This window comes from Azospirillum sp. TSH100, from assembly GCF_004923295.1.
Lineage (GTDB): Bacteria > Pseudomonadota > Alphaproteobacteria > Azospirillales > Azospirillaceae > Azospirillum.
Window position 1 is genome coordinate 2190742 of sequence record NZ_CP039634.1, and the last position, 26204, is coordinate 2216945.

At 66.8% G+C, this 26204-nt stretch carries 23 protein-coding genes; 15 read left to right on the forward strand and 8 right to left on the reverse strand.

The window, feature by feature from the left end:
* The first annotated feature begins 352 nt into the window (after window positions 1-352).
* Window positions 353-2983 carry a serine/threonine-protein kinase gene (locus tag E6C72_RS10355; RefSeq protein WP_109443711.1) on the forward strand — a complete coding sequence of 877 codons (2631 nt, stop codon included), beginning with the start codon at window positions 353-355 and terminating at the stop codon, window positions 2981-2983.
* Window positions 2984-3076: 93 nt separating this feature from the next.
* On the opposite strand, the gene E6C72_RS10360 is transcribed toward E6C72_RS10355, so the two are convergent.
* Complete coding sequence (locus E6C72_RS10360; protein WP_109443634.1) at window positions 3077-3646, reverse strand: peptidylprolyl isomerase; 570 nt, start codon at window positions 3644-3646, stop codon at window positions 3077-3079.
* A gap of 212 nt (window positions 3647-3858) precedes the next feature.
* On the opposite strand from E6C72_RS10360, the gene E6C72_RS10365 reads away from it, so the two are divergent.
* From E6C72_RS10365 to E6C72_RS10380, 4 genes are read left to right on the forward strand one after another with little or no spacing between them, the layout of a single operon-like run.
* Entirely contained in the window at window positions 3859-5529 is a 1671-nt protein-coding gene (locus tag E6C72_RS10365) for a YdbH domain-containing protein (RefSeq protein ID WP_109443633.1), read from the forward strand.
* An 8-nt stretch (window positions 5530-5537) separates the two neighbouring features.
* Window positions 5538-5786, forward strand: a complete 249-nt coding sequence (locus tag E6C72_RS10370; protein WP_109443710.1) for a YnbE family lipoprotein — start codon at window positions 5538-5540, stop codon at window positions 5784-5786.
* Window positions 5786-6154: a YdbL family protein gene (locus tag E6C72_RS10375; protein ID WP_109443632.1), complete on the forward strand. Its 369-nt coding sequence runs from the start codon at window positions 5786-5788 to the stop codon at window positions 6152-6154. Before E6C72_RS10370 ends, E6C72_RS10375 begins: the two co-directional genes overlap by 1 nt.
* Before the next feature lie 11 nt (window positions 6155-6165).
* Window positions 6166-8205 carry a glycosyltransferase family 41 protein gene (locus E6C72_RS10380; protein ID WP_109443631.1) on the forward strand — a complete coding sequence of 680 codons (2040 nt, stop codon included), beginning with the start codon at window positions 6166-6168 and terminating at the stop codon, window positions 8203-8205.
* Here the strand turns inward: E6C72_RS10380 and E6C72_RS10385 are convergent.
* The 6 genes from E6C72_RS10385 to E6C72_RS10410 all read right to left on the reverse strand — a co-directional run bounded on the left by E6C72_RS10385 (window position 8196) and on the right by E6C72_RS10410 (window position 16741).
* Window positions 8196-8921, reverse strand: a complete 726-nt coding sequence (locus E6C72_RS10385; protein WP_109443630.1) for a hypothetical protein — start codon at window positions 8919-8921, stop codon at window positions 8196-8198. The two genes, E6C72_RS10380 and E6C72_RS10385, sit on opposite strands and share 10 nt — an antisense overlap.
* Window positions 8922-9045: 124 nt before the next feature.
* Window positions 9046-11433 (reverse strand): LPS-assembly protein LptD, encoded by a 2388-nt coding sequence (locus E6C72_RS10390; protein ID WP_109443629.1) that lies wholly within the window; start codon window positions 11431-11433, stop codon window positions 9046-9048.
* A 155-nt stretch (window positions 11434-11588) separates the two neighbouring features.
* Window positions 11589-13010, reverse strand: coding sequence for a homospermidine synthase (locus E6C72_RS10395; protein ID WP_109443628.1), 1422 nt, complete (start codon window positions 13008-13010; stop codon window positions 11589-11591).
* A gap of 143 nt (window positions 13011-13153) precedes the next feature.
* Window positions 13154-14437, reverse strand: coding sequence for a type III PLP-dependent enzyme (locus E6C72_RS10400; RefSeq protein ID WP_109443627.1), 1284 nt, complete (start codon window positions 14435-14437; stop codon window positions 13154-13156).
* A gap of 437 nt (window positions 14438-14874) precedes the next feature.
* On the reverse strand, window positions 14875-15438 hold the full coding sequence (locus E6C72_RS10405; protein ID WP_109443626.1) for an acireductone dioxygenase: 564 nt from the start codon (window positions 15436-15438) through the stop codon (window positions 14875-14877).
* A gap of 94 nt (window positions 15439-15532) precedes the next feature.
* On the reverse strand, window positions 15533-16741 hold the full coding sequence (locus tag E6C72_RS10410) for an MFS transporter (RefSeq protein WP_109443625.1): 1209 nt from the start codon (window positions 16739-16741) through the stop codon (window positions 15533-15535).
* 242 nt (window positions 16742-16983) lie between these two features.
* Between E6C72_RS10410 and serS the strand changes: the two genes are divergently transcribed.
* From serS to E6C72_RS10430, 4 genes are read left to right on the forward strand one after another with little or no spacing between them, the layout of a single operon-like run.
* Window positions 16984-18255, forward strand: coding sequence for a serine--tRNA ligase (serS, locus tag E6C72_RS10415; RefSeq protein ID WP_109443624.1), 1272 nt, complete (start codon window positions 16984-16986; stop codon window positions 18253-18255).
* A complete protein-coding gene (gene surE / locus E6C72_RS10420) occupies window positions 18255-19037 on the forward strand; it encodes a 5'/3'-nucleotidase SurE (RefSeq protein WP_109443623.1) in 783 nt (260 codons plus the stop codon). The genes serS and surE overlap by 1 nt, the downstream gene beginning before the upstream one ends.
* Window positions 19034-19687, forward strand: a complete 654-nt coding sequence (locus tag E6C72_RS10425) for a protein-L-isoaspartate(D-aspartate) O-methyltransferase (RefSeq protein ID WP_109443622.1) — start codon at window positions 19034-19036, stop codon at window positions 19685-19687. The genes surE and E6C72_RS10425 overlap by 4 nt, the downstream gene beginning before the upstream one ends.
* Window positions 19684-20979, forward strand: coding sequence for a LysM peptidoglycan-binding domain-containing M23 family metallopeptidase (locus tag E6C72_RS10430; protein WP_109443621.1), 1296 nt, complete (start codon window positions 19684-19686; stop codon window positions 20977-20979). Before E6C72_RS10425 ends, E6C72_RS10430 begins: the two co-directional genes overlap by 4 nt.
* Here E6C72_RS10430 and E6C72_RS10435 read toward each other — a convergent pair.
* Entirely contained in the window at window positions 20936-21817 is an 882-nt protein-coding gene (locus E6C72_RS10435) for an ATP-binding protein (protein WP_109443620.1), read from the reverse strand. The two genes, E6C72_RS10430 and E6C72_RS10435, sit on opposite strands and share 44 nt — an antisense overlap.
* A gap of 225 nt (window positions 21818-22042) precedes the next feature.
* On the opposite strand from E6C72_RS10435, the gene yajC reads away from it, so the two are divergent.
* The 6 genes from yajC (at window position 22043) to E6C72_RS10465 (ending at window position 26194) form a co-directional block, all read left to right on the forward strand.
* A complete protein-coding gene (gene yajC / locus E6C72_RS10440; protein WP_109443619.1) occupies window positions 22043-22468 on the forward strand; it encodes a preprotein translocase subunit YajC in 426 nt (141 codons plus the stop codon).
* A gap of 125 nt (window positions 22469-22593) precedes the next feature.
* Window positions 22594-24192: a protein translocase subunit SecD gene (gene secD, locus E6C72_RS10445; RefSeq protein WP_109443618.1), complete on the forward strand. Its 1599-nt coding sequence runs from the start codon at window positions 22594-22596 to the stop codon at window positions 24190-24192.
* Between the two features lie 11 nt (window positions 24193-24203).
* Window positions 24204-25160 carry a protein translocase subunit SecF gene (secF, locus tag E6C72_RS10450; protein WP_109443617.1) on the forward strand — a complete coding sequence of 319 codons (957 nt, stop codon included), beginning with the start codon at window positions 24204-24206 and terminating at the stop codon, window positions 25158-25160.
* Between the two features lie 30 nt (window positions 25161-25190).
* The gene (locus E6C72_RS10455) at window positions 25191-25568 is read left to right on the forward strand and encodes an Mth938-like domain-containing protein (protein WP_109443616.1); all 378 of its coding nucleotides are present in this window, start codon (window positions 25191-25193) and stop codon (window positions 25566-25568) included.
* Window positions 25569-25629: 61 nt separating this feature from the next.
* Complete coding sequence (locus E6C72_RS10460) at window positions 25630-25845, forward strand: type II toxin-antitoxin system PrlF family antitoxin (protein ID WP_109443615.1); 216 nt, start codon at window positions 25630-25632, stop codon at window positions 25843-25845.
* Entirely contained in the window at window positions 25832-26194 is a 363-nt protein-coding gene (locus E6C72_RS10465; protein WP_109443614.1) for a type II toxin-antitoxin system PemK/MazF family toxin, read from the forward strand. The genes E6C72_RS10460 and E6C72_RS10465 overlap by 14 nt, the downstream gene beginning before the upstream one ends.
* The last annotated feature ends 10 nt before the right edge of the window (window positions 26195-26204 follow it).

Below are 26204 nucleotides of genomic sequence, written 5' to 3' on the forward strand. Positions count from 1 at the left end.
TCTCCCATCGTCAGCGCCCCGATTCTTATCGCACATGCGAAGACGGAAGGGAACGGCCGCAGCCCCTGATGGCCGGGATGGCAGGCGGATGGCGCAACCTCGACACAACTCATATGCTTTTGATGAAAAATGTGGATATCGTACACCCGTCATTTACCCTCGTTGCGCAATTATGCTCCACCGGCGGTACGCTCCGGCGATATGCCATGGCCGGTGAGGCATCCCGCTTCGATCGACAACGCAGGCGGGGCACCGTTGTTGCAGCACGGCTGCACCATCCGCCAACCCGATGGAAAGGCCCGGAGTGTCCAGTCCCCAGCTCAGCCGCGCGACGCCGACGCCCCAGGTGGCCATGAGTACGCTTGACGAGGCGGAGCTGTGCGGCGCGTTGCCGGATTATCACGCGCTGCCGGCGCGTCTGGTGATCGGGGCGGTGATGCGATCGTTTCTGGACCCGCTGATCCTGACCCCGACTGAACTGATCCACCTCGCCAAGCCGCTGAAGTCGTGTTTGGAACAGGGCTCCCTCGTCGAGGCGGCCATCACCAGGATCGCGACGATCCAGGCGCGAGCGCCTGGGCAGGACCTTCAGGTGCGGCGTCGCGCCATCCGTGCGGCAGTGGACGAAAGCTGGGCCAAGGCGCGGGTCGCGCAGGCCGCCTTCGCCGCCATGCCGCGTGGCCGCACGCCGGTGGACTGGCTGTTGTCCCAGGGAGCCAAGACCCCGACCGGTGATGCGGATTACGATCTCCGTGTCGCCATCGGCCTGGAGCTGGTTGAGATCAAGAGTTGGAACGGCAAGCTCGACCGGCTGCTGGAGCTGTATCAATGGGACAAGGACGAACGGCTGGCGTCGGCCGTCGATGGGGTGATCGGCGATATCCTGGCCTCCACCGCCGCGGGGGCGGAGCTGTTCGGGGCCAATCTGCTCCCTGGGACTCTTCTGTCCAACCTGTGCGACCTCCTGTTCGGCCGCATCGGCATGGAGGCGATCGGGCCGAACCGCGTCGGTGTGCTGAACGCCCTGTTCCGCCAGAGCAAGCTGCCGCAGGCAAAGGCCGCGGTGCTCGATCGCATCCGCCGCCAGTTGAAGGCGCCCCAGCCGCTGGGGCGCGGCGCCTTCGATCAGGAAGCGGAGATGCTGAAGACCCTGGTCGGCCATCTGCTGACCCGCGACGGTCTGGTCGGCGGCGCGGCGATGGCCGATGCCCTGACCGTTCGCTATTCGCGCCGGCTGGAGCAGGGTGGGGCCAGTGCCTATCGCCGGTCGATCGTCGGGCTCGGCGAAGGGCAGTCGGACCTGATCTGCCGTATCCATTACCTGATCCGGGTGGCGGCGGTGCCCGCGGCGGAGCGCCATGCCGACGAGATTCTCGCCTCTCTGGAGGCGGCCGTCTGCAACGAGCTGCTGATCGAGAACATGCTGGTCCAGACGCCGGACACGGCTCTGCTGGAGCGCGACTTCGCCCGCGCACTGGCGGGCATCCGTTCCGCGCCGCTGCCGGCAGGCGTTTGCGAGCGGATCGCGGCGAAAGCCGAACGGTCGGTGGACGACTATGTGAAGACCGGCCAGCTTGCCGTCCGCCTGCGGCAGGTGGAGCCAGTCCTGCGTCGTCGCACGATCCGGCTGGCCGAGGTCGCCTGCTCCGGCCTGATCCGCGAGGACGGCGCCCTTCCGCTGATGCGTCAGCATATCCTGGAGATCGTCCGCCAGCCCCAGTTCCAGGCCGAGCTTGCCCAGCCTGAAAGCGAGGTGGCGCAGGCGGAGGTCCGCCGGCTGCTGGAACTGCTCGACCGGCTGCGCCAGATGGCCACTGCCCCCGCGCCCCCGCCGGTTCTCCCCCCTGTTCCGCCGGCAGCGATGCAGCCGACCGTCGAGGTGGCCTCGCTTCAACTGCGGGGCACTCCGCCCCAGGCGATTCCAGGCAAGGGCAATCGGGGTGCGGAGACAATCCTGCACCCGGTCAGCCGTCAGTTGGCCGGAGCGGCGGGATCGAAACCGGTATCCGGTGTCACGGCCGGTCTTTGCCCGAGCTGCTATGCCACTCATGAGGGCGCCGGCCCCTGCGCCGCCTGTGGCTTCCCCGCGAAGTCCGACAACCGGCCGGGCGTGCATCTGGTGCCCGGAACGCTGCTGCATGGGCGCTATCGCACCGGGCGGGTGCTTGGTCAGGGCGGGTTCGGCGCCACCTATCTGGGCTGGGATGACCGGCTGCGGGTGAAGGTGGCGATCAAGGAGTATTACCCCGCCAATCTGATCGCCCGGATTCCCAACGCCGCCGCCGTCTCCCCCTTCTCCGACGAGCACGCTGAGACCTTCGCCGCCGGGCTGGAGAAATTCCTGGAGGAGGCGCGGACGCTGGCCCGCCTGCGTGACGTGCGCGAGATCGTCGGCGTTCAGGACTTTTTCGAGGAGAACGGCACCGCCTATCTGGTCATGGAGCTGCTGGAGGGCCGCACCATGAAGAAATACCTGACCGACTGCGGCGGGCGGATCGACGTGAAGCGGACCCTGTCGGTGGTGATGCCGATCGCCAAGGCGCTGCAGGTCATCCACGACCAGGGACTGATCCATCGCGACATCAGCCCGGACAACATCTTTCTGACGAATGCCGGTGACCGCAAGCTGCTGGATTTCGGCGCCGCGCGGCAGACAGCCCGGCCAGGTGCCGGCCTGACCGTGATTCTGAAGCCGGGCTACGCCCCGCCGGAGCAGTATTCCAATGAAGGACGGCAAGGGCCATGGTCCGACGTATATGCGCTCTGCGCCACCATCTATCTGGCGTTGACCGGCCGTACCCCGCCCGACGCCACCGCCCGTTTCATGAACGACAAGGTGCCGAAACCTTCGGAACTGGGCGTTGCTTTGTCTCCCGGGTTCGAGAGGGTGCTGCTGTCGGGGCTCGCCATGCGCTGGCAGGACCGGCCGCAATCGATGAAGGACCTGCTGCGGGCGATGACCAACGCCCTCTCCGTCGGCTGACAGCAAATGCGAAGACCGCCTGTAGACCGTCTGGGCATGAAAAAAGGGACCGGCGAACCGGTCCCCCTTTCCTGATCGGCTGATGCGGCGACGTTACTTCACGTCGGCAGCGACCTGCATCTTGATGATCTTGTCCGGGTTCGAGACCTGACCGTTGCGGGCCTGATCGCCCTTCTTGATCATGTCGACGAACTCCATGCCTTCGACCACTCGGCCCCAGACGGTGTACTGACGGTCCAGGAACTGGGACGGGGCGAAGCAGATGAAGAACTGGCTGTCGGCGCTGTTCGGATCCTGCGCGCGGGCCATCGACAGGGTGCCGCGGATGTGCGGGGCGCTGGAGAACTCGGCCTTCAGCTTCTGGCCGGAACCGCCCATGCCGGTGCCGGTCGGGTCGCCGGTCTGGGCCATGAAGCCGTCGATGACGCGGTGGAAGACGACGCCGTTGTAGAAGCCCTGGCGGGTCAGTTCCTTGATGCGGGCGACGTGGTTCGGCGCCAGGTCGGGCCGCAGTTCGATCACCACGCGACCGTCCTTCAGGTCGAGGTAAATGGTGTTTTCCGGATCCAAGGCCTTCGCCTCCCCTTGAGAAACTGTAAAGAACGAGACAGTGAAGATTGTGGCGAAAAGCGCCGCCAGCAATGCGCGGGTCCACCGCTTCATGCGAAACACTCCGATGAGCCGAAATCCGCGCACCGGACCATAGGGGAAAACTGCGGGAATGCAAAGCCGTGCCGGCGGGGAGGCCGGTCGGCCGGCACATCCGTGGGAGGATCCGCCAAAAGTCACGGATGACAACCGCTTGTCCGGGTGTTCATCCGGGCATGGACGTGGCATGCCGGTCCTGACGGACATGCGGGAAGGGAAGTCGGGCTTTGAGGCTGGGACGGGCGATCGCGGGTACGGCGGCTGTTGCGGTGACGCTTGGCGTCGTCGGGCTGGGTGGGGTGATCCTGGCAGGACCGGCCCTGATCGGCGCGACGGCGACGGAGACGTTGCGCGGCGCCGGCCTCACCGGTGCCGCGGTGACCGTCACCGGCATGCGGATCGCCGACGGCTGGCGTGGCCTGCGGCTGGAGTTCACCGGCGACAGTGGCCCGCTGGAGGCTGCGGCCAAGGCGCTGGACGTGCCTTTGACGGGGCGGCTGACGCTGTCCGGCGCGTTTGTGGTGGGGATCGATGGCGGTGCCGTATCGGTGACATCCGCCGAATGCCTGCCTGCCGGGGCGGAGCGCTTGACGGTCTCCGGCCAGCCGATCGAACTGCCTCAGGGGGCGACGGTCTGCCCGGTGCCGGGCACCCCGCTTCTGCGCCGGGCATCCGATGCCATGGCTATTGCGGCGGAGCTACAGGTGCCAAGGCTCGACGCCCCCGCCAGTGCAGTGCGTGCCGAGCAGGTCGTACTGAAGCTGGGACAGGAGGGGACCGGGCGTCGGGCCGACGCCACCATTGCGCGCCTGATCAACACCGCCAAGCCGGCGCCCGTCGTCCCGCTCGCCGTCGCCATGCGGGCGGTCCAGGTGGGAGACCGACCATGGGACATCGACGGATCGGCCAAGGGCGCCAATGGCCTTCTCACTGTCACCCTCGGCGGCACCTACGACCAGATCGCCGGCACCGGGCAGTTGGAGGCGGTGGTGAAACCGATCCGCCTCGCCGAGAATGGACCCGGGCTTGCCGCCATTTCGCCGCTCGCCGCGACCTTCCTGGGAAAGGCATCCGGTACGCTGTCGGGCAAGGCGTCGTTGACCATGACGCCGAAGAGGCTTGCCACGGCCGGTCAGGCGGTGATCAAGGGGCTTGCTGGTGCCGTGGGGCCAGTGACGGTGGCCGGGGTCAGCGGCACCATCGCCCTATCCAGCCTGTTGCCGCCGGTCATCCCGGATGGGCAGAAGCTGTCGATCGGCCTGCTGGACGTTGGCATTCCGTTGACCGACGGCATGCTGCTGTTCGGTTACGGCCGCGATGGGCGGCTGGATGTCGACCGGGCGGAATGGCGCTGGGCCGGCGGCACGCTCCATGCCGATCCGTTCGATCTGGCGCCTGACAAACCCACGGGCACGGTCACCCTGCATGCCGACGGCATCGACGCCGCCAAGTTGCTGGAACTGATCGCCGTCGATGGGCTGGAAGCGTCTGGCAAGCTGGCCGGCACCCTGCCGGTGGTGTTCGCCAATGAAACGGTCACGCTGAATGGAGGCATCCTCGAATCGGCCGGTTCCGGCACCTTGCGCTACGATCCGGCCCAACCGCCCTCCGGCCTGAAGGGAGAGGAGGGCAGCCCGACCGCCATGCTGATGGGGGCGCTGACCGACTTCCGGTACGACACCCTGCGGATCACCATCGACGGGCAGGCCGGCGGCGAACTCAGCGCCGGCTTCTCCCTGCGCGGAGCCAACCCCTCATTCTACGATGGCTATCCGGTTGCGCTTAACCTTAAGCTGGCCGGCGCGCTCGACCGGATTCTGCGCCAGAACCTCGACGTCTACCGGATCCCCGACACGCTGCGGGACCGCATGACCGGCTCCGACCAGAAGGACCATTGACCGCCACCATGGATATCAAGTTTCCGCCAAACGGCCTGACGGCTGGCCTGCTGATTTCGGCTGTGGTTGCCGCCTGCGCCCCGACCGTGAAGATCGAGGCGCCGGACAAGCCCATCGAGATCAACCTGAACGTCCGGATCGAGCAGGAGGTGCGGGTCAAGCTGGAGCGCGACGTCGACGACGCCATCCGCAACGATCCGGCTCTGTTCGGCCTTCCCACCGACACCGCGCCCTCTTCGACGAAGGGGAAGAAGTGATGAAGAACCAATCCATCAGCCGCCGGCATTTCAACCGGCTTGCCCTTTCCACCCTGGCCGCCGGACTGCTGACCGTGGCGCTGCCGTCACTGGCACTGGCCCAGGATGCGCTGGCCGCCGCCAAGGCCGCCGGTCAGGTGGGTGAACGTCCGGACGGGATGGTCGGCGTTGTTCCCGGGGCGCCGGCGTCCGCCCAGGCGCTGGCGCAGCAGGTGAACGCCCAGCGCCTTGCCCGCTATCAGGAGATCGCCAACGGCAACGGCACGGCGCTGGACAAGGTCCAGGCGGTCGCCGGCCAGCAGTTGATCGAGCGCACCCCTGCCGGGCAGTATGTGATGACTGCCGCAGGTCAGTGGCAACGCAAGTGACACCGCCATCCATGGCGGGCAAGGGCCCGATTGCCGACCTGCGTCGCCGTCTGGACGGCAAACCCGGTGACGCGGCACTGCTGTCAGCGCTGTTCTCGGCACTCGACACGCTGGGACAGGTGGGCACGCCGGAGGAGGCGGTCGCCCGCTCAAACCTCGGCGAGGCCCTGCGGCGCCAGGGCCGCCTTGCTGAGGCCGAGGCGCATCACCGCAAGGCGCTGGCATGGCTGCCTGACTTCGGCGGCAATCATTACAATTGGGGCGTGACCCTGCAAGCGCTTGGCCGCCCGGCTGAGGCCGCCGCGGCATATGGCGAAGCGGCAAGGCTGATGCCGAACTTCGCCCCTGCGCCCTGTAACCAGGGTGTCCTGCTGCGCGATCTCGGGCGGCTGTCCGAGGCGGAGCCGGCTCTGCGCCATGCCTTGCAACTCGACCCCATGCTGGTGCCGGCCCGGCTGGCTCTGGCCGCCCTGTATCGCGACCGTGGCGACCTTGACCGCGCTGCCACCGGCTTCCGCACCTGCCTGTGTCTGCGGCCCGATCTGGCGGAAGGGCATGCGAATCTTGCCCTGACGCTGAAGGAACGGGGGCAGCGGGGCGGTGCGGCGGAGGATGGCGCGGCGAGCATCGTCGGCTTCGAGCGCGCATTGCGCATCGGCCTGCCCGATGCCGGTGGCGTGCTGGCGCAACTGGTGCAGCAGCGCCGTCATCTCTGCCGCTGGGATGGGCTGAGCGCCTTGTCCAGCCGGCTGGTCGGGCTGGTGCGGGAAGGACGGACGCAGCAGGCCCATCCCTGGATTTTCCTGGGGGAGGGGGCCGGGCCGGCGCTGGAGCGCGCCTGTGCCGAACGCTATTGCGGCTGGAAGACGCGCGGCATCAGCCCAGCCTTTCCGAATCGCATCAATCGCGGCGCGAAGCTGCGGATCGGCTATCTCTCCGCCGACTTCCACGAGCATGCGACGGCGGTGTTGATCGCCGAACTGATCGAACAGCACGACCGCGGTCGCTTCGAGATCGTCGGCTGTTCCTATGGAGCCGACGATGGTGGTCCGCTGCGCCGACGTCTGGTGGCCGGATTCGACCGTTTCCTCGACCTGTCCACCCTTACCGATGAGGCCGCGGCGCGGCTGATCTATGAGGCTGATATCGACATTCTGTTCGATCTGAAGGGCCACACCCAGAACGCCCGGCCGGGAATCGCCGCCTATCGCCCGGCGCCGGTGCAGGCTCAGTGGCTCGGCTATCCGGGCACGCTGGGAAGTGCGGCCATCGACTATGTCATCGCCGACCCGGTGGTGGCGCCCACCGATCACCAGCGCTTCTACAGCGAGCGCATCGTCCATCTGCCCTACAGCTACCAGCCGAACGACCGCAAGCGCGCCATCGGGCCGGTGCCGTGCCGTGCCGATTGCGGACTGCCGGAAGGCGGCACGGTGTTCTGCGCTTTCAACGCGTCCTACAAGATCGGGCCGGAGCTGTTCGGCCGCTGGTGCCGGATTTTGCAGCGCGTTCCGGACGCGGTCCTGTGGTTGCTGGATGGCCCGGCCGAGGTCGCGGACAATCTGCGGCGCGCAGCTGTGGAGCGGGGGATCGCGGCTGAGCGCCTGATCTTCGCCCCGCGCCTGCCGGGACCGGCGCATCTGGCGCGCCACCGGTTGGCTGACCTGTTCCTGGATTCAGGCCCGGTCGGGGCCCATACCACGGCGAGCGACGCGCTATGGGCCGGGTTGCCGGTGTTGACGGTTCCCGGCCGGTCTTTTGCCGGTCGGGTTGCAGCCAGTCTGCTGTACGCAGTCGGAATGCCCGAACTGGCTGTGGCGGACTGGGATAGCTATGAGGCGACGGCAAAGCGCTTGGTCGAACAGCCCGACGAACTGGCTGCACTGAAACGGCGGCTGGAGCAGGCGTGCACCACCGCCCCCCTGTTCGACACCGACCGCTTCGCCCGTGCGATCGAAGCGGCCTATGTCACGATGTGGGACATCCACGCGGCGGGGGAGTCGCCGCGTGGCTTCGCGGTTCCGCCTCAGAGATCAGGGGCTCAGGGGTAGGCGCAGCGGTCGGCGGTGACCTCGACGAAGGAACGCTGGGAGGCGGCGATGGTGAAGCGGTACTCGCTGTTGTCGACGACCAGCGACTGATGCAGCGGCAGCACACCACTGACCGTGGTGCCCTTGCCGCCCATGCCGGTGATGCGGATCGTCACGGGCTGGCCCGGATCGAACCAGCTTTCGGCATTGCCCTGCTGGTTGTGGGCCGACTGTCCTTCACCGGTGACGGTGACGGTGCCGTTGCCGAAGGTGACGCCGCGCGCTCCGCCCTTCAGCAGCGGCGTGCTGAGCGTGAAGCGCTTGGTATCGGTTGGCTGGCAGTTGCGCGGAACTTGGGCCTGCAAGATGACGAAGGCGAGGCGGTTGGCGTCCAGGCCCCCCTTCAGCCGTTCCGACACCAGTTGCGTCAGCTTGGCGAGGTCGCCGGTCGGCACCTCGCGCTGAAGGCGGCCGTCCAGTTCGGCCACGCGCGCCTCTGCTGTGCGGGCTGCATGCTGCATCTGGCTGGCCAGCAGTTCTAGCTCTGCCTTCTGACGCGATAGGGTGGCGATCTCCTCGCGCAGGGTCACGTCGCGGCCCTTCAGCTGTTCGATTCCCATCTGGTAGGAAAAGAGACCGACCCCCAGCACGAATGCCGCCGCCAGCACAAACTTGATCACGCCGGCCCGCAGGCGTTTGCGGTAGCGTCTTTCGTAGTCGTAACGTCCCAGGGTCATGATTTCGGTCGCGGCGGGCTGTCTCGTCGGGCCTTAATGGCTAATGGCAACGGCCAAGGGATGCAACCCCTGGCCGTTGGTTTTCGCCAGCTTTTGCCGCGGCCTCCTGTCCGCCTCGCTCCGATTACTGGTTGGCCGATCCGCCGCCCAGGAAGCCGGCGCTGATGCCGGGGCTCTTGAACTCGCCGACATTCTTGAAGACCAGACGGAAGAAGATGGTATTGCCGTCCTTCTCGCCGGTGGTGCTGATCGTGTAGTCGCGCCGGGCGATCGTCTGGAACAGGAGGCATTCGTCGCCATAGGTCAGCACGGCAAGGCTGGCGCGCGGACCCGGCTGCGGTTCCATCGCCTGGGTGTGGCTGATGCCGATGTTCCAGTGGTCGGTGAATTGCGACGAGACGCCGAAGCTCGCCTGCTCCACCCGGTTGCGGGTGACGGCGGTGCGGGAGGTGGTCTGGTCGACATAGGTGTAGGAAGTCGACAGCCGTAGCAGCGGGACGCCGGCCGAGGCATTCAGCGAATGGCGGCGCGGACGGAAGGTTTCGTGATCGACGCGGAAGCCGTAATTCACGTCCAGCCAGTCAGCAGGTTGCAGGTCGAGACGGCCGACATAGTCGGACACCCGCTCTTCCAGGCCCGAATCGCCGGTGAAGCCGGCGCTGCTGTCCGTTAGGCGGATGCTCTGCCCCAGGAACAGGCTGGCCGATCCCTGGTTGTAGCCATAGATGGCGCCCCGCAAGCCGTACGTGACGCGCATGCCGTCGTCCAGCCGGTCGATGCCGGTGAAACGGTTGGGCTGCAGCAGGTTCACGTCGTCGAACTCAACGTCCAGGCTGTCCTCATTTGGGAAGATGCGGCCGTTCGGCAGCTTCGGCGCGAAGGTCAGCTGGCCGATCGGCTCGATCAGCTGGGAGGAGCTTTCGCCATAGCGCACGAACGGATAGCGGACGGTCGCCTGTCCCTGCGGGAAGAAGCGGAAGCGGCTGATGTTGTCGTTGCCGCGGACCGTCGGGTCGTTGTTGTTGAACTGCTGCGCCTTGTAGCCGGCGACCAGCACGCTGCCCGACAGGGTTGTCACAAAGCCGGCATTGGAGACGATGTTGCGCTCCCAACCCGGCTGGGCCATGACGCGCTGTGTGTCGGGGCCGGCGTTCTTGAAGCGCGACACCGCCAGCAGGCTGGTGTCGAACGACCAGCGGCCGCCCAGCAGGCTGCCTGGCTCGCCCAGCGCGTTGTACTGCGCGTAGGGCAGGGTGACCGGTTCGGGGATGCTGTTCCCGTACCGCATGTCCTGGAAGCTGTAGCCGGTGATCGCCGCGTAGTTCCGGCCGCGGAAGCCTTCGACGAAGACCTTGCTGGTCAGGTAATCCTCGCGGAAATCATAGTAGCGCCGCAGGAAGGTCGGGTCGCTGGCCCGCTTGATGTCGAAACCGGCCCGCCAGGTATCGTCGATGTCGAACAGGCCGCGCGCTGCGACATAGCCGCGGTTGCGCGTTTCCTTCGGCACCGTCGTGGTGTTGGCCACGTCGCCGCGGGTGATGGCGCCTTCCAGTTCCAGCCGGCCGCTTTCAAACCGCTTGCGGTACTGACCGCCGAGCAGCGGCCCCTGCTGCGAGTAGTAGTGCAGGTCGAAGGTCGCGTCCTGGTCCGGCGCGATGTCCCAGTAATAGTGGGTCTTGAGGATCGCTCCGAGATTGGAGTTGTTGCCGAAGGATGGCGTCAGGAAGCCGCTCTTGCGGTCGACCGACGGATCGGGGTGCGACAGATAGGGCGTGTAGGCGACGGGGATGCCGAAGATCTCCATCGTCGCGTCGCGATAGCGGACCTCATGCTCCTCGTTGTCGTGCACGATGCGCACGGCACGGATCTGCCACAGCGGCGGACGGGTCGGGTCTTCCTTGCACAGGTCGCAAGGGCTGTAGACGCCCCGGCTGACGCGCGTCAGGCGGCCTTCGCGCCGCTCGCCCTCGTTGCCGGCCATGCGACCATTGTCGGTCATCAGGACGCGGATGTTCTCGATGAACACGTCCTTCAGATTATCGGTCAGCTCGGCGTAATCGGCGAAGACGATGTCGCCCGACGGTTCCACAAGCCGGATCTTGCCGGTGGCTGTGACGACCTTGGTCTTCTGGTTGTAGGTGATCTTGTCGGCGTGGACACTGCGTTTGCCCTGGGCGAGTTCCACGTTGCCGCTGGCGGTGACGACACTGTTCACCTCGTCGAAGGTGACCTGATCGGCCGTGAGAAGCACCGGCTCCTGCTTCGATTCGGTGCCGTTGGCGCCGGCCTGCGCGGCTGGAGCGGCAGGCTTGGCGCCGGGAAGCGGTCCCTGGGAAGGCTTCGGGGAGGGTGTTTGCTTGGCCGGTGATTGGGCGTTGGCCGAATCCGGAATGGCCAGATCCACGGCGGCGACCCCACACGCCACCATCAGCCCGACGATGCCGGAGCGCAGGATGGGGTTGGCGACGGTCGGAGCTTTGGCGCGGGCGCGCCGGGAGACGTGCTTGGGCATATCGGAACGATTGGGGGAAGCGAAAGCCCAAGTCAACGGTTTCAAGGCCCCTCCGTGGCCAATGTCACCGTGTCGCCGTGGCCCCTGTGGCAGTGCTGCCGCAGCCGCCGCGCCGGAACCGGCTTTGGGGGCTGCGGCACTTCATCCAACCTCTGTCAAACCACCCGGAAGTTCTTGAACTGCCAGGGGTCGTCCTCGTCGATGTCCTCCGGGAACAGGACGTTGCGGTCCTGCAGCGGAGTCCAGTCGCCATAGGCGCCGACCACCTCGCCGAGATAGGGGGTGGCGATGTCCAGCACCCGGCGGAAGTCCACCTCGTCCGGTTCCACCACGCCCCGATTCGGGTTCTCCAGCGTCCAGACGATGCCGCCCAGGACCGTGGAGGTCACCTGCATCGAGGTGGCGTTGTTATAGGGGGCCAGCGACCGCGCCTCCTCGATCCCCAGGCGGGATCCGTACCAGTAGGCGCCCTTCGGATTCCCCATCAGCAGGACGCCCAGCTCGTCCATCCCACCGGTGATCTCGTGCATCATCAGCCGCTGTTCGGCCTGCATGTTGAAGTTCTTGCCGGCCAGCTCGTGCAGCGACATCACCGCATCGTCGCAGGGATGATAGGCATAGTGGCATGTCGGCCGGTACACGACCTTGCCGCCCTCGCGCACGGTGAAATAGTCGGAAATCGAGATCGCCTCGCTGTGCGTGATGAGGAAGCCGTGGAACGGCCCCTCCAGCGGGGTCCAGGTCCGCACGCGGGTGGCGGCACCGGGGCGCATCAGATAGATCGCGGCGTCGCAGCCGAATTCGTGCCGACGTCCGTCGGGCGGCAATCCCTTCTCGTGGGTGCCCCAGCCGAGTTCGGCCGGCTGGCAGCCTTCGCTGACGAAGCCGTCGATCGACCACGTGTTGACGAACTCACCGATCTGCTTGGGCTGGTTCGACACCTGGGTGTCGCGTTCCGCGACATGGATGGTCTTGATCCCCAGCTTCTGCGCCAGCCGGCCCCAGCCGTCGCGGTCGGTCGGGACATCGGTCGCGACGCCGGTGTCGGCGGCGATGTTCAGCAGCGCCTGCTTGACGAAATGCGACACCAGACCCGGATTCGCCCCATGGGTGATCAACGCGGTGGGGCCGCCGTCGAAGCGGCCGCGCAGCGCCAGAGCCGATTCGCGCAGCGCATAATTGGAGCGCAGCGACGGCGACAGGCTGGAATCGGTATAGCCGCCCGCCCACGGTTCGGTGCAGGTGTCGGTGTAGAAGGCGCCGACCCGCTGGCAGAACTCGATCAACGCGATCGACGATACGTCGACCGACAGGTTGACAAGGAAATCGCCCTTGTCGATCAGCGGCTTCAGAACCTGGAAGAAATTGTCGTTGTCGAGCGGATTGTTGTGGAAGGCGACGCCGTAAAGCTCCGCTTCCTCCCGTCCGCGCTCCTCGGCGGTGACGATGGTGATTCGGTCGGCCGTAAGTCCGTCGATGTGACGGAGAAGCAGCGGCAAGACACCCTGGCCGATCGAACCGAATCCAACGATGACCATGCGGCCTGTGAACGTGCAGAGCTTCGTGTCCAGGGCCATGATTTTTTGTCTCCCCGAGGTAGTTTAGGCCAACGACATAGCCCGGCGCTCCCGCCCACTTCGGAGAAGAGGAAACGGGACACGCCGGGCGACTGAATGTTACGGATGTCTTTACGCTTTATCCACAGAATCCGGCTTCGCCTTCAGGCAGCACAGGAGCGAAGCTCGTAACCGGGAGTGGCGAGCAGCGGCGCGTCCGACACCTCGACGACCCGCGCCTGATCGAAGCCGTTGAAGGCGGTGCGCAGGCAGGAGCCATAGGCGCCGAGTTGTCCCAGTTCGATCCAGTCGCCGGCCTTCACATCGGCCGGCAGGTGGAAGGGGCCGGCCATCCTGTCGGCGCTGTCGCAGGTCGGGCCGTAGAAGCTGAACGCCTCGTCCGGGGCATCGGTCATCGCCTCGAACGGGCGGATCAGCCGGGCCGGGAAGCGGAAGCCGGGCACGCCTGCGTCCGACAGGGCACCATAGACGCCGTCATTGATGAACAGCTCCGTGCCGCGCCGCTTCACCACCTGCACCACCAGCGAGGCGCCGGGGGCGACCAAGGCACGGCCGGGCTCGCACCACAGGCGGCAGTGCGCCGGCAGGTCGATGGACGCAATGCCACGGGCGATGGCGGCCATGAAGTCGTCGAGCGGCGGCGGGGTGACGCCCGGATAGGACACCGGGAAACCGCCGCCGACATCGAGCACGTCTATGGCCACGCCGCTCTCGGCGATGACGTAGCCGGCGAGCGCGATGGCGCGCTCATAGGCCGACGGGTCGAGCATCTGCGAGCCGACATGGAAGGACATCCCGACCTTCGGCGCCACGGCGCGGGCGGCGCGCAGCAGGTCCACCATGTCGGTCAGGGAGGCACCGAACTTGCCGGACAGGTCGTAGACGGCATTGCCCTTCGGCAGTGCCAGCCGGACGACCAGACCAAGATCGGCGGTGCCGTCGGTCTCCTCCAGGATCTTGTCCAACTCTTCCCGGCTGTCGAGCACGAAGTCGCGCACACCATACTGGTGATAGGCGTTGCGGATCGCCTGACGGCCCTTCACCGGGTGCATGTAATGCAGGACGGCATCCGGGAACATCTGGCGGATCAGGCGAATCTCACCGGGCGAAGCGACATCGAAATGGCGCACGCCGCCGGCCCACAGGGCACGCAGCACCGCCGGTTCCGGATTGCACTTCACGGCGTAGAGCACGTCCCCGCCACCACCGACCGCGTCGGTCGCACCGGCGAAGGCCTTCAGAAAGCTGTCGGCGGTGTCGGCCAGAACGCCGGGGCGGATGCAGTGCATCGGCTCTTCGGGGCGGTGCAGGGCGACGGCCTGCGCTACGGTGGAGCGACGGCCGGAGGTCAGCGAAACGGCGCTGCTGTCGTTCAGGCCGACGCGGCGGAGCGGGGTGACGGCGGAACGGGAACGCAGGAAACCCATGGCGCACTCCTATCCCCGGACAGCGGCGGTCAAACCGGTCCGGTGAGCAGACGACGATCCCACGCCGCACCACGAACCAACCAGCAGAAGGCTGGGGCGCGGTTGTTGAAGCGGGATCGGCGATTGATCGGATTTGGGAAGGGGGGAGACGGAGATAGCCGGTGCGAGCAGCGGCCCCGGGCTGTGAAGCTCCAGGCAACAGCGCGTCGTTTACCGGCTAACGGGCTACCGTCTCACAGCCCCACCGTGGGCAGCGTACATACTGACCTCCCTCTCGGGACCGACCCACTGGAATGGTCGGTTCTGCCAAAAAGGACGCGGTACGTCGTAGCATAACCACAGAGGGCCATAGGCACGTGCGGGTGCGTCGTGCCGTTTGATTTACGCTTTTCCGCCCGTGATTCAAGTGAATTTTTTGAGGCGGGAATGGGGCGGATTCAGGCTGCCTGAGCAGTATCCGGCCCAAAGAACGGGAAGCGCGCGGCGATGGTGTCGCCGGTCGGCGTGGCCGACCAGCCGTCAGGGCGGCCGAAGAATCGGATGGTGGTGAAGCAGGGCGTCGCTCCCATGTCGAACCAGTGCGGCGTGCCGGCGGGAATGCTCAGCAGGTCGCCGGCCTCGCACACGACGCGGAAGACGCGGTTGTCCAAGTGGATGTAGAAGGCGCCGGCCCCCTCGACGAAGAACCGCGCCTCGTCCTCGTCATGGGTGTGTTCGTTCAGGAATTTGGCGCGTAGGGACGCCACGCCCTCCGTCTGCAGGGTCACGCGCACCACGTCGGCGGTGCAGAAGCGCCGCGCGTCCTTCAATCGTCCGATGGGGACGGCATAGGCGTCCAGCACCGCGTTGGCATCGGCGGACGCGGGCAGGGGGGTGTCGGCATTCCAGCGTTCAAACAGGATGCCGATATGGGCGAGATGAGCGGCCATCAATGCCGGGTCGGCGGTGCGGAGTTCCGGCCTGCGGGCATCGCTTTCCAGATATACGGTCAGGTCACTCACCGGGCGCACTCCTGCCGAACGAACCTGTACAGCGTGAAGCGCTGCCCGGCGCAACGCAATAAGCCGAATCGCAAGCGCGACCGTTCGTCGCGCATCAGCGGCTGCGTTGCAGCCCGGCGGTAACCCCCACTGCGACGACCAGCAACAGCCCGACGAAGGCGGCCACCCCGGTCCAACCATAGCCGTGCCAGAAAAGCCCGCCCAGCGTTCCGGCGAGCGTCGAACCCAGATAGTAGCAGAATAGATAGATGGAGGAGGCCTGCCCCCGTGCCACCGCCGCCCGCCGGCCGATCCAGGCCGAGACGATGGAATGGGCGCCGAAGAAGGCGAAGGTGAGAAGAGCAATGCCGGGAGCGATGGCGAACAGGCTGTCGATCTCCATCAGCGCCAGCCCTGCCACCATCAGTGCCACCGCCGCCGCCAGGGTGCGGTTCGACCCGAACCGGCCCGACCAGCCGCCGAACAGCGGCGAGCTGACGACGCCGAAGCTGTAGACCAGGAACACCGCGCCGACGATCGCCGGCCGCAGCTCGAACGGCGGTTCGCTCAGGCGGAAGCCGATATAGTTGAAGACGGTGACGAAGCCACCCATCAGCAGGAAGCCCAGAGAGAACAGCCCGAGCAGCGCCGGGTCGGTCAGCAGTCCGCGCCACGCCCGCACCAGCGCCGACAGCCCGGCGGCGCGGCGGACGAAATGGCGCGACGGCGGCAGGGCGAACCAGACGGTGACGGCGGCCGCCACCGCCAGTGCGCCGACCACCCCGACCGCCAGCCGCCAGCTGCCGAGGTCGGTGACGATGGCGGTCAGCACCCGGCCGGACATGCCGCCGATGGCGGTCCCGCCGATATAGAGCCCCATGGCGACGCCGGCCGATTTCGGGTCGACCTCTTCGGAGACATAGGCCATTGCCACCGCCGGCAGCCCACTCAGCGCCAGCCCCTCCAGCGCCCGGACGGCAAGAAAGCCGTGCCAGCCCGGCATCAGCGCGCCGACAATCCCGAGGACGCCGGCGCCGAGCAGGGCCGCGACCATCACCGGCTTGCGCCCGATCCCGTCGGAGATGGCGCCGGCCACAAGCAGTGCCACCGCCAGGATGCCGGTGGTCAGCGACAGCGACAGGCTCGATTCCGCCGGCGTCACCCCGAACTCCCGCACGAAATCGGGCAGCAACGGCTGGACGCAATAGAGCGTGGCGAAGGTCGAGAAGCCGGCGACGAACAGGATGCGGCTGGCGCGGCGATAGGCGGGGGTGCCGGCCTGCAGATAGGCGGCCTCGTCACCGGTGTCGATCTCGTCGCGCACGCGCTCGGCTCCTGATTCTCACGCTTGGCACCGTCGGTTGCGGCGCAGCGCCGACATTGCCCTGCCGTGCCCGTCCATTCCAACAATTGCCGGGGCACGGCCGCCATGCCGCCCGCGCAAGTCCGCTTGCAAGTCGCCTTCATATCATTATCAGGAGAGGTGCGGAGGCGGCCTTGCACTGGACCTTGGCGGGGTCGCGCCGTATAACCAGTGCCCCACACAATTCGTTGATTGTTCGAGCCATGCACGACCTTCGCGCCATCCGTGAGAATCCCGAAGCCTTCGACCGCGGCCTTGGCCGCCGGGGACTGGCGCCGATGTCGTCCTCCGTGCTCGACCTCGACGGCCGCCGCCGCGCCGCGCAGACCCAGATGCAGGAGATGCAGGCCCGCCGGAACGAGGCGGCAAAGGAAGTCGGCCTCGCCAAGCGCGAAGGCCGCGATGCCCAGCCGATCCTTGACGAGATGGCGACCCTGAAGGACCGCCTGCCCCAGGTCGAGGAGGAGGAACGCGCGCTCGGCGCCGAGCTCGATGCCATCCTGGCCGGCCTGCCCAACATCCCGGCCGACGACGTGCCGGACGGGCCGGACGAGACCGCCAACGTCGAGGTGCGCCGCTGGGGCACCCCCGCCGACATCGCCAACCCCAAGCAGCATTACGAGTTGGGCGAGGCGCTGGGCCTGATGGATTTCGAGGCGGCGGCCCGTATGTCCGGCGCCCGCTTCACCGTGCTGAAGGGTGGGCTTGCCCGTCTGGAGCGTGCACTCGCCGACTTCATGCTGGACATCCACACCAGCGAGCACGGCTTCACCGAGATTGCCCCGCCGCTGATGGTGCGCGACACCGCCCTGTTCGGTACCGGCCAGCTGCCCAAGTTCGAGGAGGATCTGTTCAAGACCACCTCGTCCGACCATTACCTGATCCCGACCAGCGAAGTGCCGCTGACCAATCTGGTCAACGACCAGATCGTCGCGGCGGAGGAGCTGCCGCTGCGCTACACCGCGCTGACCCCCTGCTTCCGCGCGGAGGCCGGGTCTGCCGGGCGCGACACCCGCGGCATGATCCGCCAGCACCAGTTCTGGAAGGTGGAGATGGTCGCCATCACCAATCCGGAACAGTCGGAAGACGAGCACCAGCGCATGACCCGCTGTGCCGAGACGATCCTGGAGCGGTTGGGCCTGCCCTACCGCACCATCGTGCTGTGCACCGGCGACATGGGCTTCTCCTCGCGCAAGACCTATGACGTCGAGGTCTGGCTGCCGGGCCAGAACGCCTACCGCGAGATCTCCAGCGTTTCCAATTGCGGTGATTTCCAGGCGCGGCGGATGAAGGCCCGTTGCCGGGCCAAGGGCGAGAAGCAAACTCAATTCGTCCACACCCTCAACGGATCGGGTGTGGCGGTCGGGCGCTGCCTGATCGCGGTGCTGGAGAACTACCAGCAGCCCGACGGTTCGATCCTGGTTCCCGAAGCGCTCCGCCCCTACATGCGCGGAGTGGAGAGGATTTCCATCTGATGTTCGACCTGCCGCTCGACCTGTCCCAGGCCCGGATCCTCGTCACCAACGACGATGGCATCCATGCCCAGGGATTGAAGGTCCTGGAAGCCATCGCACGCGAGCTGTCCGACGATGTCTGGGTCGTGGCGCCGGAGATGGAGCAGTCGGCGGCCAGCCATTCGCTGACCATCAACCGCCCGCTGCGCCTGCGCAAGCTGGACGAACGCCGCTTCACCGTGGACGGCACGCCGACCGACTGCGTGCTGCTGGCGGTCAACCATGTGATGAAGGACGCCCGTCCGACGCTGGTTCTGTCCGGCGTCAACCAGGGCTCCAACATCGGCGAGGACGTGACCTATTCCGGCACCATCGCCGCTGCGATGGAGGCGACCCTGCTGAACGTGCCGGCCATCGCCATGAGCCAGCATTACGAACCGGGTCAGCCGATCGACTGGTCCGCCGCCATCGTCCATGGCGCCGATGTGGTGCGCAAGGCGGTGACGGTGGCCTGGCCGAAGAACGTGCTGCTGAACGTCAACTTCCCGGCCCGCCCGGCCGCAGAGGTGACGGGCATCCAGGTGGTGCGGCACGGCAAGCGCAAGATCGGCGACGAGTTGCTGGAACGCGTCGACCCGCGCGGCAAGCCCTATATCTGGATCGGCACCCTGCGTGGCGAGGCCGACGTGGCGGACGACACCGACATCCATGTCGTGTTCAACGGCGGCATCTCGGTGACGCCGGTCTATCTCGACCTCACCCATACGCCGACGTTGCAGACGTTGAGGCAGGCCTTCGTGTGACATACAACCCGCGCAAGATCCGCTTGCTGATGGCCCTTCGCGGGGCCGGCGTCACCGACACGAAGGTGTTGGCGGCCATCGAGCGGATCCCGCGCGAGCTGTTCGTCCCGGAGGCCTTCCAGGATCGGGCGTGGGAGGACACGGCGCTGCCGATCGATCTGGGTCAGACCATCAGCCAGCCGCTGGTGGTCGGCCTGATGACCCAGGCGCTGGAACTGCACCCGCGGCATCTTGTCCTCGAGGTCGGCACCGGCTCCGGCTATCAGGCGGCGGTGCTGTCGCGGCTCTGCCGCCGGGTCTTCACGATCGAGCGGCTGAAACCGCTTCTGTGCGAGGCGGAGGAGCGGTTCAGGGCGCTCGGCATCCACACGATCACGACGCGGCTTGGCGACGGGACGCGGGGCTGGCCGGAGCAGGCACCCTTCGCCCGCATACTGGTCACAGCCGCCGGCGGGCCGGAGCCGCCAAAAGACTTGACGGATCAACTCGCCGTTGGTGGTGTCTTGGTCATTCCGTTGGGGACCGATCACCGCGACCAGAGGGTCGTGCGTTTCCGGCGCTCCGAAGCTGGCCTTATCCGGGAGGACCTGTGGCCCGTCCGTTTCGTTCCGCTGCTGTCCGACCCGCCGCAATCGGTCCGTTCCGCATGAAACCCTCATTTTCCAAGCGCGTTCTGTCCGCCCTGGTCCTGTCCACCGCCGTCCTGGCGCTCGGCGCCTGCGAGCGGGTGGGCGGGCTTGCGCCCTTCACCCATGTCTCCGAGGTACCGGAATCGGCCGGCGGCGCCATCACCGTGCAGAAGGGCGACAGCGCCTACACCCTGTCGCGCCGCTACAATGTGCCGCTGCGCGACCTGATCGAGGCGAACAAGCTGGCTCCGCCCTACCGGCTGGAAGTCGGCCAGCGGCTGGTCCTGCCCACCTCCCGCCAATACATCGTGCAGAAGGGCGACAGCCTCTACAGCATCTCCCGGATGCACAATGTCGATGTCAGTGAACTGACGCGGCTGAACAACCTGACGCCGCCCTACGCGGTGCAGGTCGGCCAGCCGTTGCGCCTGCCCGGCAGCAACGACAGCAACGGGACCGTGATTGCATCCGGGGCTGCCTCCGGCGGTGCCGTGCCGCTGACGCCGCAGGGTTCGCCTGCCGGACGAGGATCGGTTCAGGCCGCCGAACTGCCGCCGCCGGGAGCGTCTTCGTCCTCCGGGACCGTTTCCTCAGGCGGTATCGCCGCCACGCCGCTGCCGCCGCCTTCCAAGCCCGGCGTCGCTCCCGAACCGGTTCCGGCCGCTGCGCCGACTGCCGCTGGCGATACAGCCTATCAGCCGGGCCAAGCGCCGACCATGCTGCGTCCGCCCGGGAGCAAGCCGGCGGCGACGCCGATACCGGCCCCAGTCCCTGCCACGCAACCGGCCCCCGCTCCGCAGGCCGCACCTCCGCAGCAGGAGGTCGCGGCAGCGGCCCCGCCGCCCAAGCCGGAGCCGAAGGCCGACGTCGGCGCCCCGCCGCCGCGCGGCGGCGCCCGCTTCCTGTGGCCGGTGAAAGGCAAGCTGATTTCCGGCTATGGTCCAAAGCCGGACGGGCTGCACAATGACGGCCTGAACATCGCCGCGCCGAAGGGCACCGCCGTGGTCGCCGCCGACAACGGCGTGGTCGCCTATGCAGGCAACGAACTGCGCGGTTTCGGCAACCTGCTGCTGCTGAAGCATTCCGACGGCTGGATCACCGCCTACGCCCACCTCGACAAGATCGAGGTGGAGCGCGGCGCGTCGGTGAAGCGGGGACAGGTGATCGCCCGGGTCGGCCAGACCGGCGGCGTTTCCTCGCCCCAGCTGCATTTCGAGCTGCGCAAGGGCAGCCAGGCCGTCGACCCGAGCGATCAGATGGACCGCAAGGTCAGCGAAGGGGCTTCCCGAGGCGGCCAGCCAAGTCCTGGATGAACTGCCAGGCCACCCGGCCCGACCGGCTTCCGCGCGTGACCGACCATTCGACGGCCTCGGCGCGCAGCCGGTCCTCCGGGATCTCCAGGCCGAAATGGCGGGCATAGCCCTCGATCATCGCGAAATAGGTGTCCTGGTCGCAGTTGTGGAAGCCCAGCCACAGCCCGAACCGGTCGGACAGCGACACCTTCTCCTCCACCGCTTCCGCCGGGTTGATGGCGGTCGACCGCTCGTTCTCGATCATGTCGCGCGGCATCAGGTGTCGGCGGTTGGAGGTGGCGTAGAACACCACGTTGTCCGGCCGCCCCTCGATCCCACCGTCAAGCACCGCCTTCAGCGACTTGTAATGGGCGTCGTCATGGTCGAAGGACAGATCGTCGCAGAACAGGATGAAGCGACGCGCCTCGCCTTTCAGCCGGGTCAGCAGGCGGGGCAGGGTGGGAATATCCTCGCGGTGGATTTCCACCAGAGCCAGTTCGCCCGGCCGTTCCAGACAGATGGCGGCATGGGCGGCCTTGACCAGCGAGCTTTTGCCGGTGCCGCGGGCGCCCCAAAGCAGGGCGTTGTTGGCCGGCAGCCCGGCGGCGAAGCGGCGGGTGTTGTCCAGCAGGATTTCCCGCTGCCGCTCGATTCCCTGAAGAAGCATGATGTCGACGCGGTTGACCACCGGCACCGCTTCCAGCCGGTCGGGATCCGGGTGCCAGACGAACGCGTCCGCCGCGCCGAAATCCAGCGGCCGGTCGGGCGGCGGAGCCAGGCGCTCCAGCGCCTCGGCGATGCGGGTCAGCAGGGGGACGAGCGCCTGATCGGCACCGGAAGTACTGGTGGATTGCGACATAATTTTCCGGAAATTTTTTCTGGATGTTCCATGGAAAGCGGGTGCCCGCGCAGCCATCTTTCCGACGCCTTCGCACGGTAACACAGCAGGGCAAGCACACAAGCCGTGGCCACCCCGCGGATTGTGGCGCATCACCATTGCATCCCGGTCATGGGCGGCTATAGTCGCGGCGTCCCGGCGGAACGCCGATCCGGTGCCGAGACCAAACCTGTAAGGAGCTTCCAGATGTTCGTTTCGACGGCTTATGCACAGACGGCGGCCCCGGCTGGCGGCGGCGGTGACATGCTCGTCCAGTTCGCGCCGCTGATCCTGATCTTCGTCGTCTTCTACTTCCTGCTGATCCGTCCGCAGCAGAAGAAGATGAAGGAGCATAAGGCGATGCTGTCGGCAATCCGCCGAGGCGACCGCGTCGTGACCGGTGGCGGCATCATCGGCGTCGTCACAAAGGTCGGCACCGACGACGAGATCACCGTCGAGATCGCGGAGAATGTGCGCGTGCGCTGCCTGCGCTCCACCGTCAATCTGGTGCTCGCCAAGACCGAACCGGCCGGCAAATCCGGCGGTGACGCCGCCCCGGCAGCCGAAGGCGAGGCGAAGCCGGCCGATGCCCCCGCCGCCGGTGGAATCGGCAAGCTGTTCGGCCGCAAGTAAGCCGCAGCCGGGCCCCTCTTCCGCGGGTCGGCCCGAAGGCGCTTCCCGTCCGGTCCGGCCGGCCGCCTCTCTGACAGGGCGGACCGGTCGCCCGGACCGGGTGTCTGATCGGATTCGAGTGACGCATGCTCTATTTTTCGCGCTGGAAGATTTACCTGATCCTGGCGACCTGCCTCGCCGGGCTCATCCTGATGCTGCCCAACTTCCTGGGCCGCGACACGCTGGCGGCGCTGCCGTCCTGGTATGCCAACACCCGGGTGTCGCTGGGTCTCGACCTGCGCGGCGGATCGCATCTGTTGCTTGAAGTCGACATGGCCACCGTCATCCGCGACCGGGTGGAAGGCCTGGTCGATGGCGCGCGGCAGCAGCTGCGCACCGCCAATGTCGGCTACACCGCGCTGAACGCCGGCGAGCGCGCCGTGACGGTCCAACTGCGCGACCCGGCCCAGGCCGACGAGGCGGTGAAGGCTCTGCGCCAGCTTTCCAGCCCGGTCGGTCGTACGGCGCTCGGCGTCGGGCAGCCGGATCTCGACGTGACCGTCAACGGCGGCACGGTGACCGTTGCGCTGAGCGAGGTCGCCCTGCGCGACCGGGCCACCCAGGCCATCGAGCAGTCGATCGAGATCGTCCGCCGCCGCATCGACGAGACGGGTGTGAACGAGCCGACGATCGCCCGCCAGGGCAACGACCGTATCCTGGTCCAGCTGCCCGGCGTCGAGGATCCGGACCGCATCAAGCGGCTGCTCGGCACCACCGCCAAGATGACCTTCCGGCTGGTCGATGTGAACGCCGATCCGAACACCGGGCGCGCTCCACCGGGGTCGGAGATCCTGCCCTCGGCCGAGGGCGATCGCTACCAGTCCAAATACGTCATCCGCAAGAAGGTCGAGGTCGACGGCGCAACGCTGCAGAATGCGTCGGCCGGCACCAACCCGCAGACCGGCGAATGGGTGGTGAATTTCGAGTTCAACACGGCAGGCGCCAACCGCTTCGCCGAGGTGACCAAGCAGAATGTCGGCCGGCCCTTCGCCATCGTGCTCGACAACAAGGTCATCAGCGCCCCGGTCATCCGAGAGCCGATCACCGGCGGCCGTGGCCAGATCAGCGGCAACTTCACCGCCGCCAACGCCAACGATCTCGCCGTGCTGCTGCGCGCCGGCGCCCTGCCGGCGCCGCTGAAGGTGATCGAGGAGCGGACCGTCGGTCCCGACCTGGGCGCCGACTCGATCCGCGCCGGTCTGACCGCCGTCGTCGTCGGCTTCCTGATGGTCTGCGTCTACATGATCGCCTGCTACGGGCTGTTCGGCGCCTTCGCCTGCTTCGCCCTGCTGGTGAACATCGTGCTGACCATCGCGGCGCTGTCGCTGCTGCACGCCACGCTGACGCTGCCGGGCATCGCCGGCATCCTGCTGACGCTGGGTCTGGCGGTCGACGCCAACATCCTGATCAACGAGCGCATCCGCGAGGAGACGAAGAAGGGCCGCGGCGTCTTCGCCTCGATGGAGGCCGGCTTCAGCCGCGCCTACAGCACCATCGTCGACTCCAACCTGACGACCGCCATCAAGATGGCGCTGCTGTTCGTCTTCGGCACCGGCACCATCAAGGGCTTCGCCGTCACCATCACCTTCGGCATCCTCATCTCCATGTTCACCGCCACGGTGCTCGTGCGCCTGATGATGGTGACCTGGCTGCGCCGGACCCGTCCGGCTGCGTTGCCGGTCTGAGAGGTCTCACGATGTTCCATCTCCGCCTCGTTCCCGACAACACCAAGATCCCGTTCATGAACGGCCGCATCGCCGGCCTCGTCGTGTCGGCGGTCCTGTCCATCGCCTCCATCATCCTGTTCTTCCATCCTGGCCTGAATTACGGCATCGACTTCCGTGGGGGCATCGTCATCGAAGCCCGCACGCCACAGGCCGCTGACTTTGCCTCGCTGCGCCACACCCTGTCCGGCCTCGGCATGGGGCAGGTGGCGTTGCAGGAGTTCGGCTCGCCGCAGGACGTGCTGATCCGCCTGGAACGCCAACCCGGCGACGACGCCGCCCAGCAGGTCGCCGCCGACAAGGTGCGCAACACGCTGGCCCAGTCCATCCCCGGCACTCAGGTCCGCCGCGTCGAGGCGGTCGGCGCCTCGGTCAGCGGCGAGCTGTTCGCCAACGGCATGCTGGCGCTCGGCCTCGCCATGCTGGCGATGCTGGTCTACATCTGGTTCCGCTTCGAATGGCAGTTCGGCTTCGGCGCGGTGGTGACGCTGATTCTCGACATCACCAAGATCGTCGGCTTCTATGCCATCACCGATATCCAGTTCAATCTGACGGCCGTGGCGGCGATCCTGACCGTCATGGGCTATTCGGTGAACGACAAGGTCGTGGTCTATGACCGCATGCGCGAGAATCTGCGTATCTACAAGAAGATGCCGCTGCGCGACCTGATCGACATGTCGATCAACGAGACGCTGAACCGCACCGTCGGCACCTCCGTCTGCACCCTGCTGTCGATTATTCCGCTGGCGCTGTTCGGTGGCGAGGCGTTGCAGGACTTCGGCATCGTGCTGATCTTCGGCGTTATCCTTGCGACCAGCTCGTCGGTCTTCATTGCCGCCCCCATCTTGCTGTTCCTCGGCGAGAATCGTCTGCGTCGCGGTTCGCCGGATGCCGCCTCGGCGGGCAACACCCCGGCGACCACTCCGTAACGCCGGGCGTTTGGGGAAGGAGAGGGTAGCATGGCCGATATCATGCCCATGATCCCGTCGGACCGTCAGGTCATCGACGGCTACGGCCCGGGGCAGTTCTGCATTTCCGGCCAGTGGCGCGTCGGCGCGGTGATCGTGCTGCCCGACCGCACCCTGCCGTGGGAGGCGGCCGATGTCGCCTCCCTGTCGGTGGGGGATTTCGGGCCGGTGCTGGCGGCCGAGCCGAAGGTGGAAATCCTGCTGCTCGGCACCGGTGGCACTATGCGCATGATCCCGAAGGCGCTGCGCCTGGGACTGCGCGAGCAGGGCATCGTGGTGGAGCTGATGGACAGCCGCGCGGTGTGCCGGACCTACAACGTGTTGTTGGCCGAAGGTCGGCGGGTGGCGGCGGCGATGCTGCCGGTGTAACGGACATTGAAGCTGTAACAAGCAAGTATTACTGTAAGGATATTCCTTACAATGGTGTCCTATGATCACCAGCAAGCTGACCAGCAAGGCCCAGACAACCATTCCACAGCCGGTACGGGCAGCCCTGGGCCTGCATGAGGGCGACGAGATCGCCTACAGGATCGAGGACGGCCGCGTTATCCTGACCCGCGCCGCTCCGGCTTTTGTCGACGATCCCTTTCGCTGCTTTACGGAATGGGATAGTGAAGCGGATCGGCAGGCCTATGCCGACCTTTGAAACCTGGAATGTCGTAAAGGTTCCGTTCCCTTATGCCGATCGCCCGGTTCGCCAACGTCGGCCGGCGTTGGTCATTGCCGCAGACGATCTGCAAGCAAGCCACAGCCTGATCTGGGTATTGATGATCACCAGCGCCGATAACCGGAGCTGGCCGTCCGACGTGCCTGTTAACGATCTCGGTACTGCAGGGTTGCCCTCTCCGTCCGTCGTACGGACGGCGAAGGTCGCCGTGATCGATGCGCGTGACGCTGAACTGCTTGGTACCCTTTCGGTCAGCGACCGCCGAACGGTCAGTCTGCAGGTTGGTCACCATCTTGAAGAGATGCTGAAGGTCGGACGAAACGCATAGCATCGCAAAC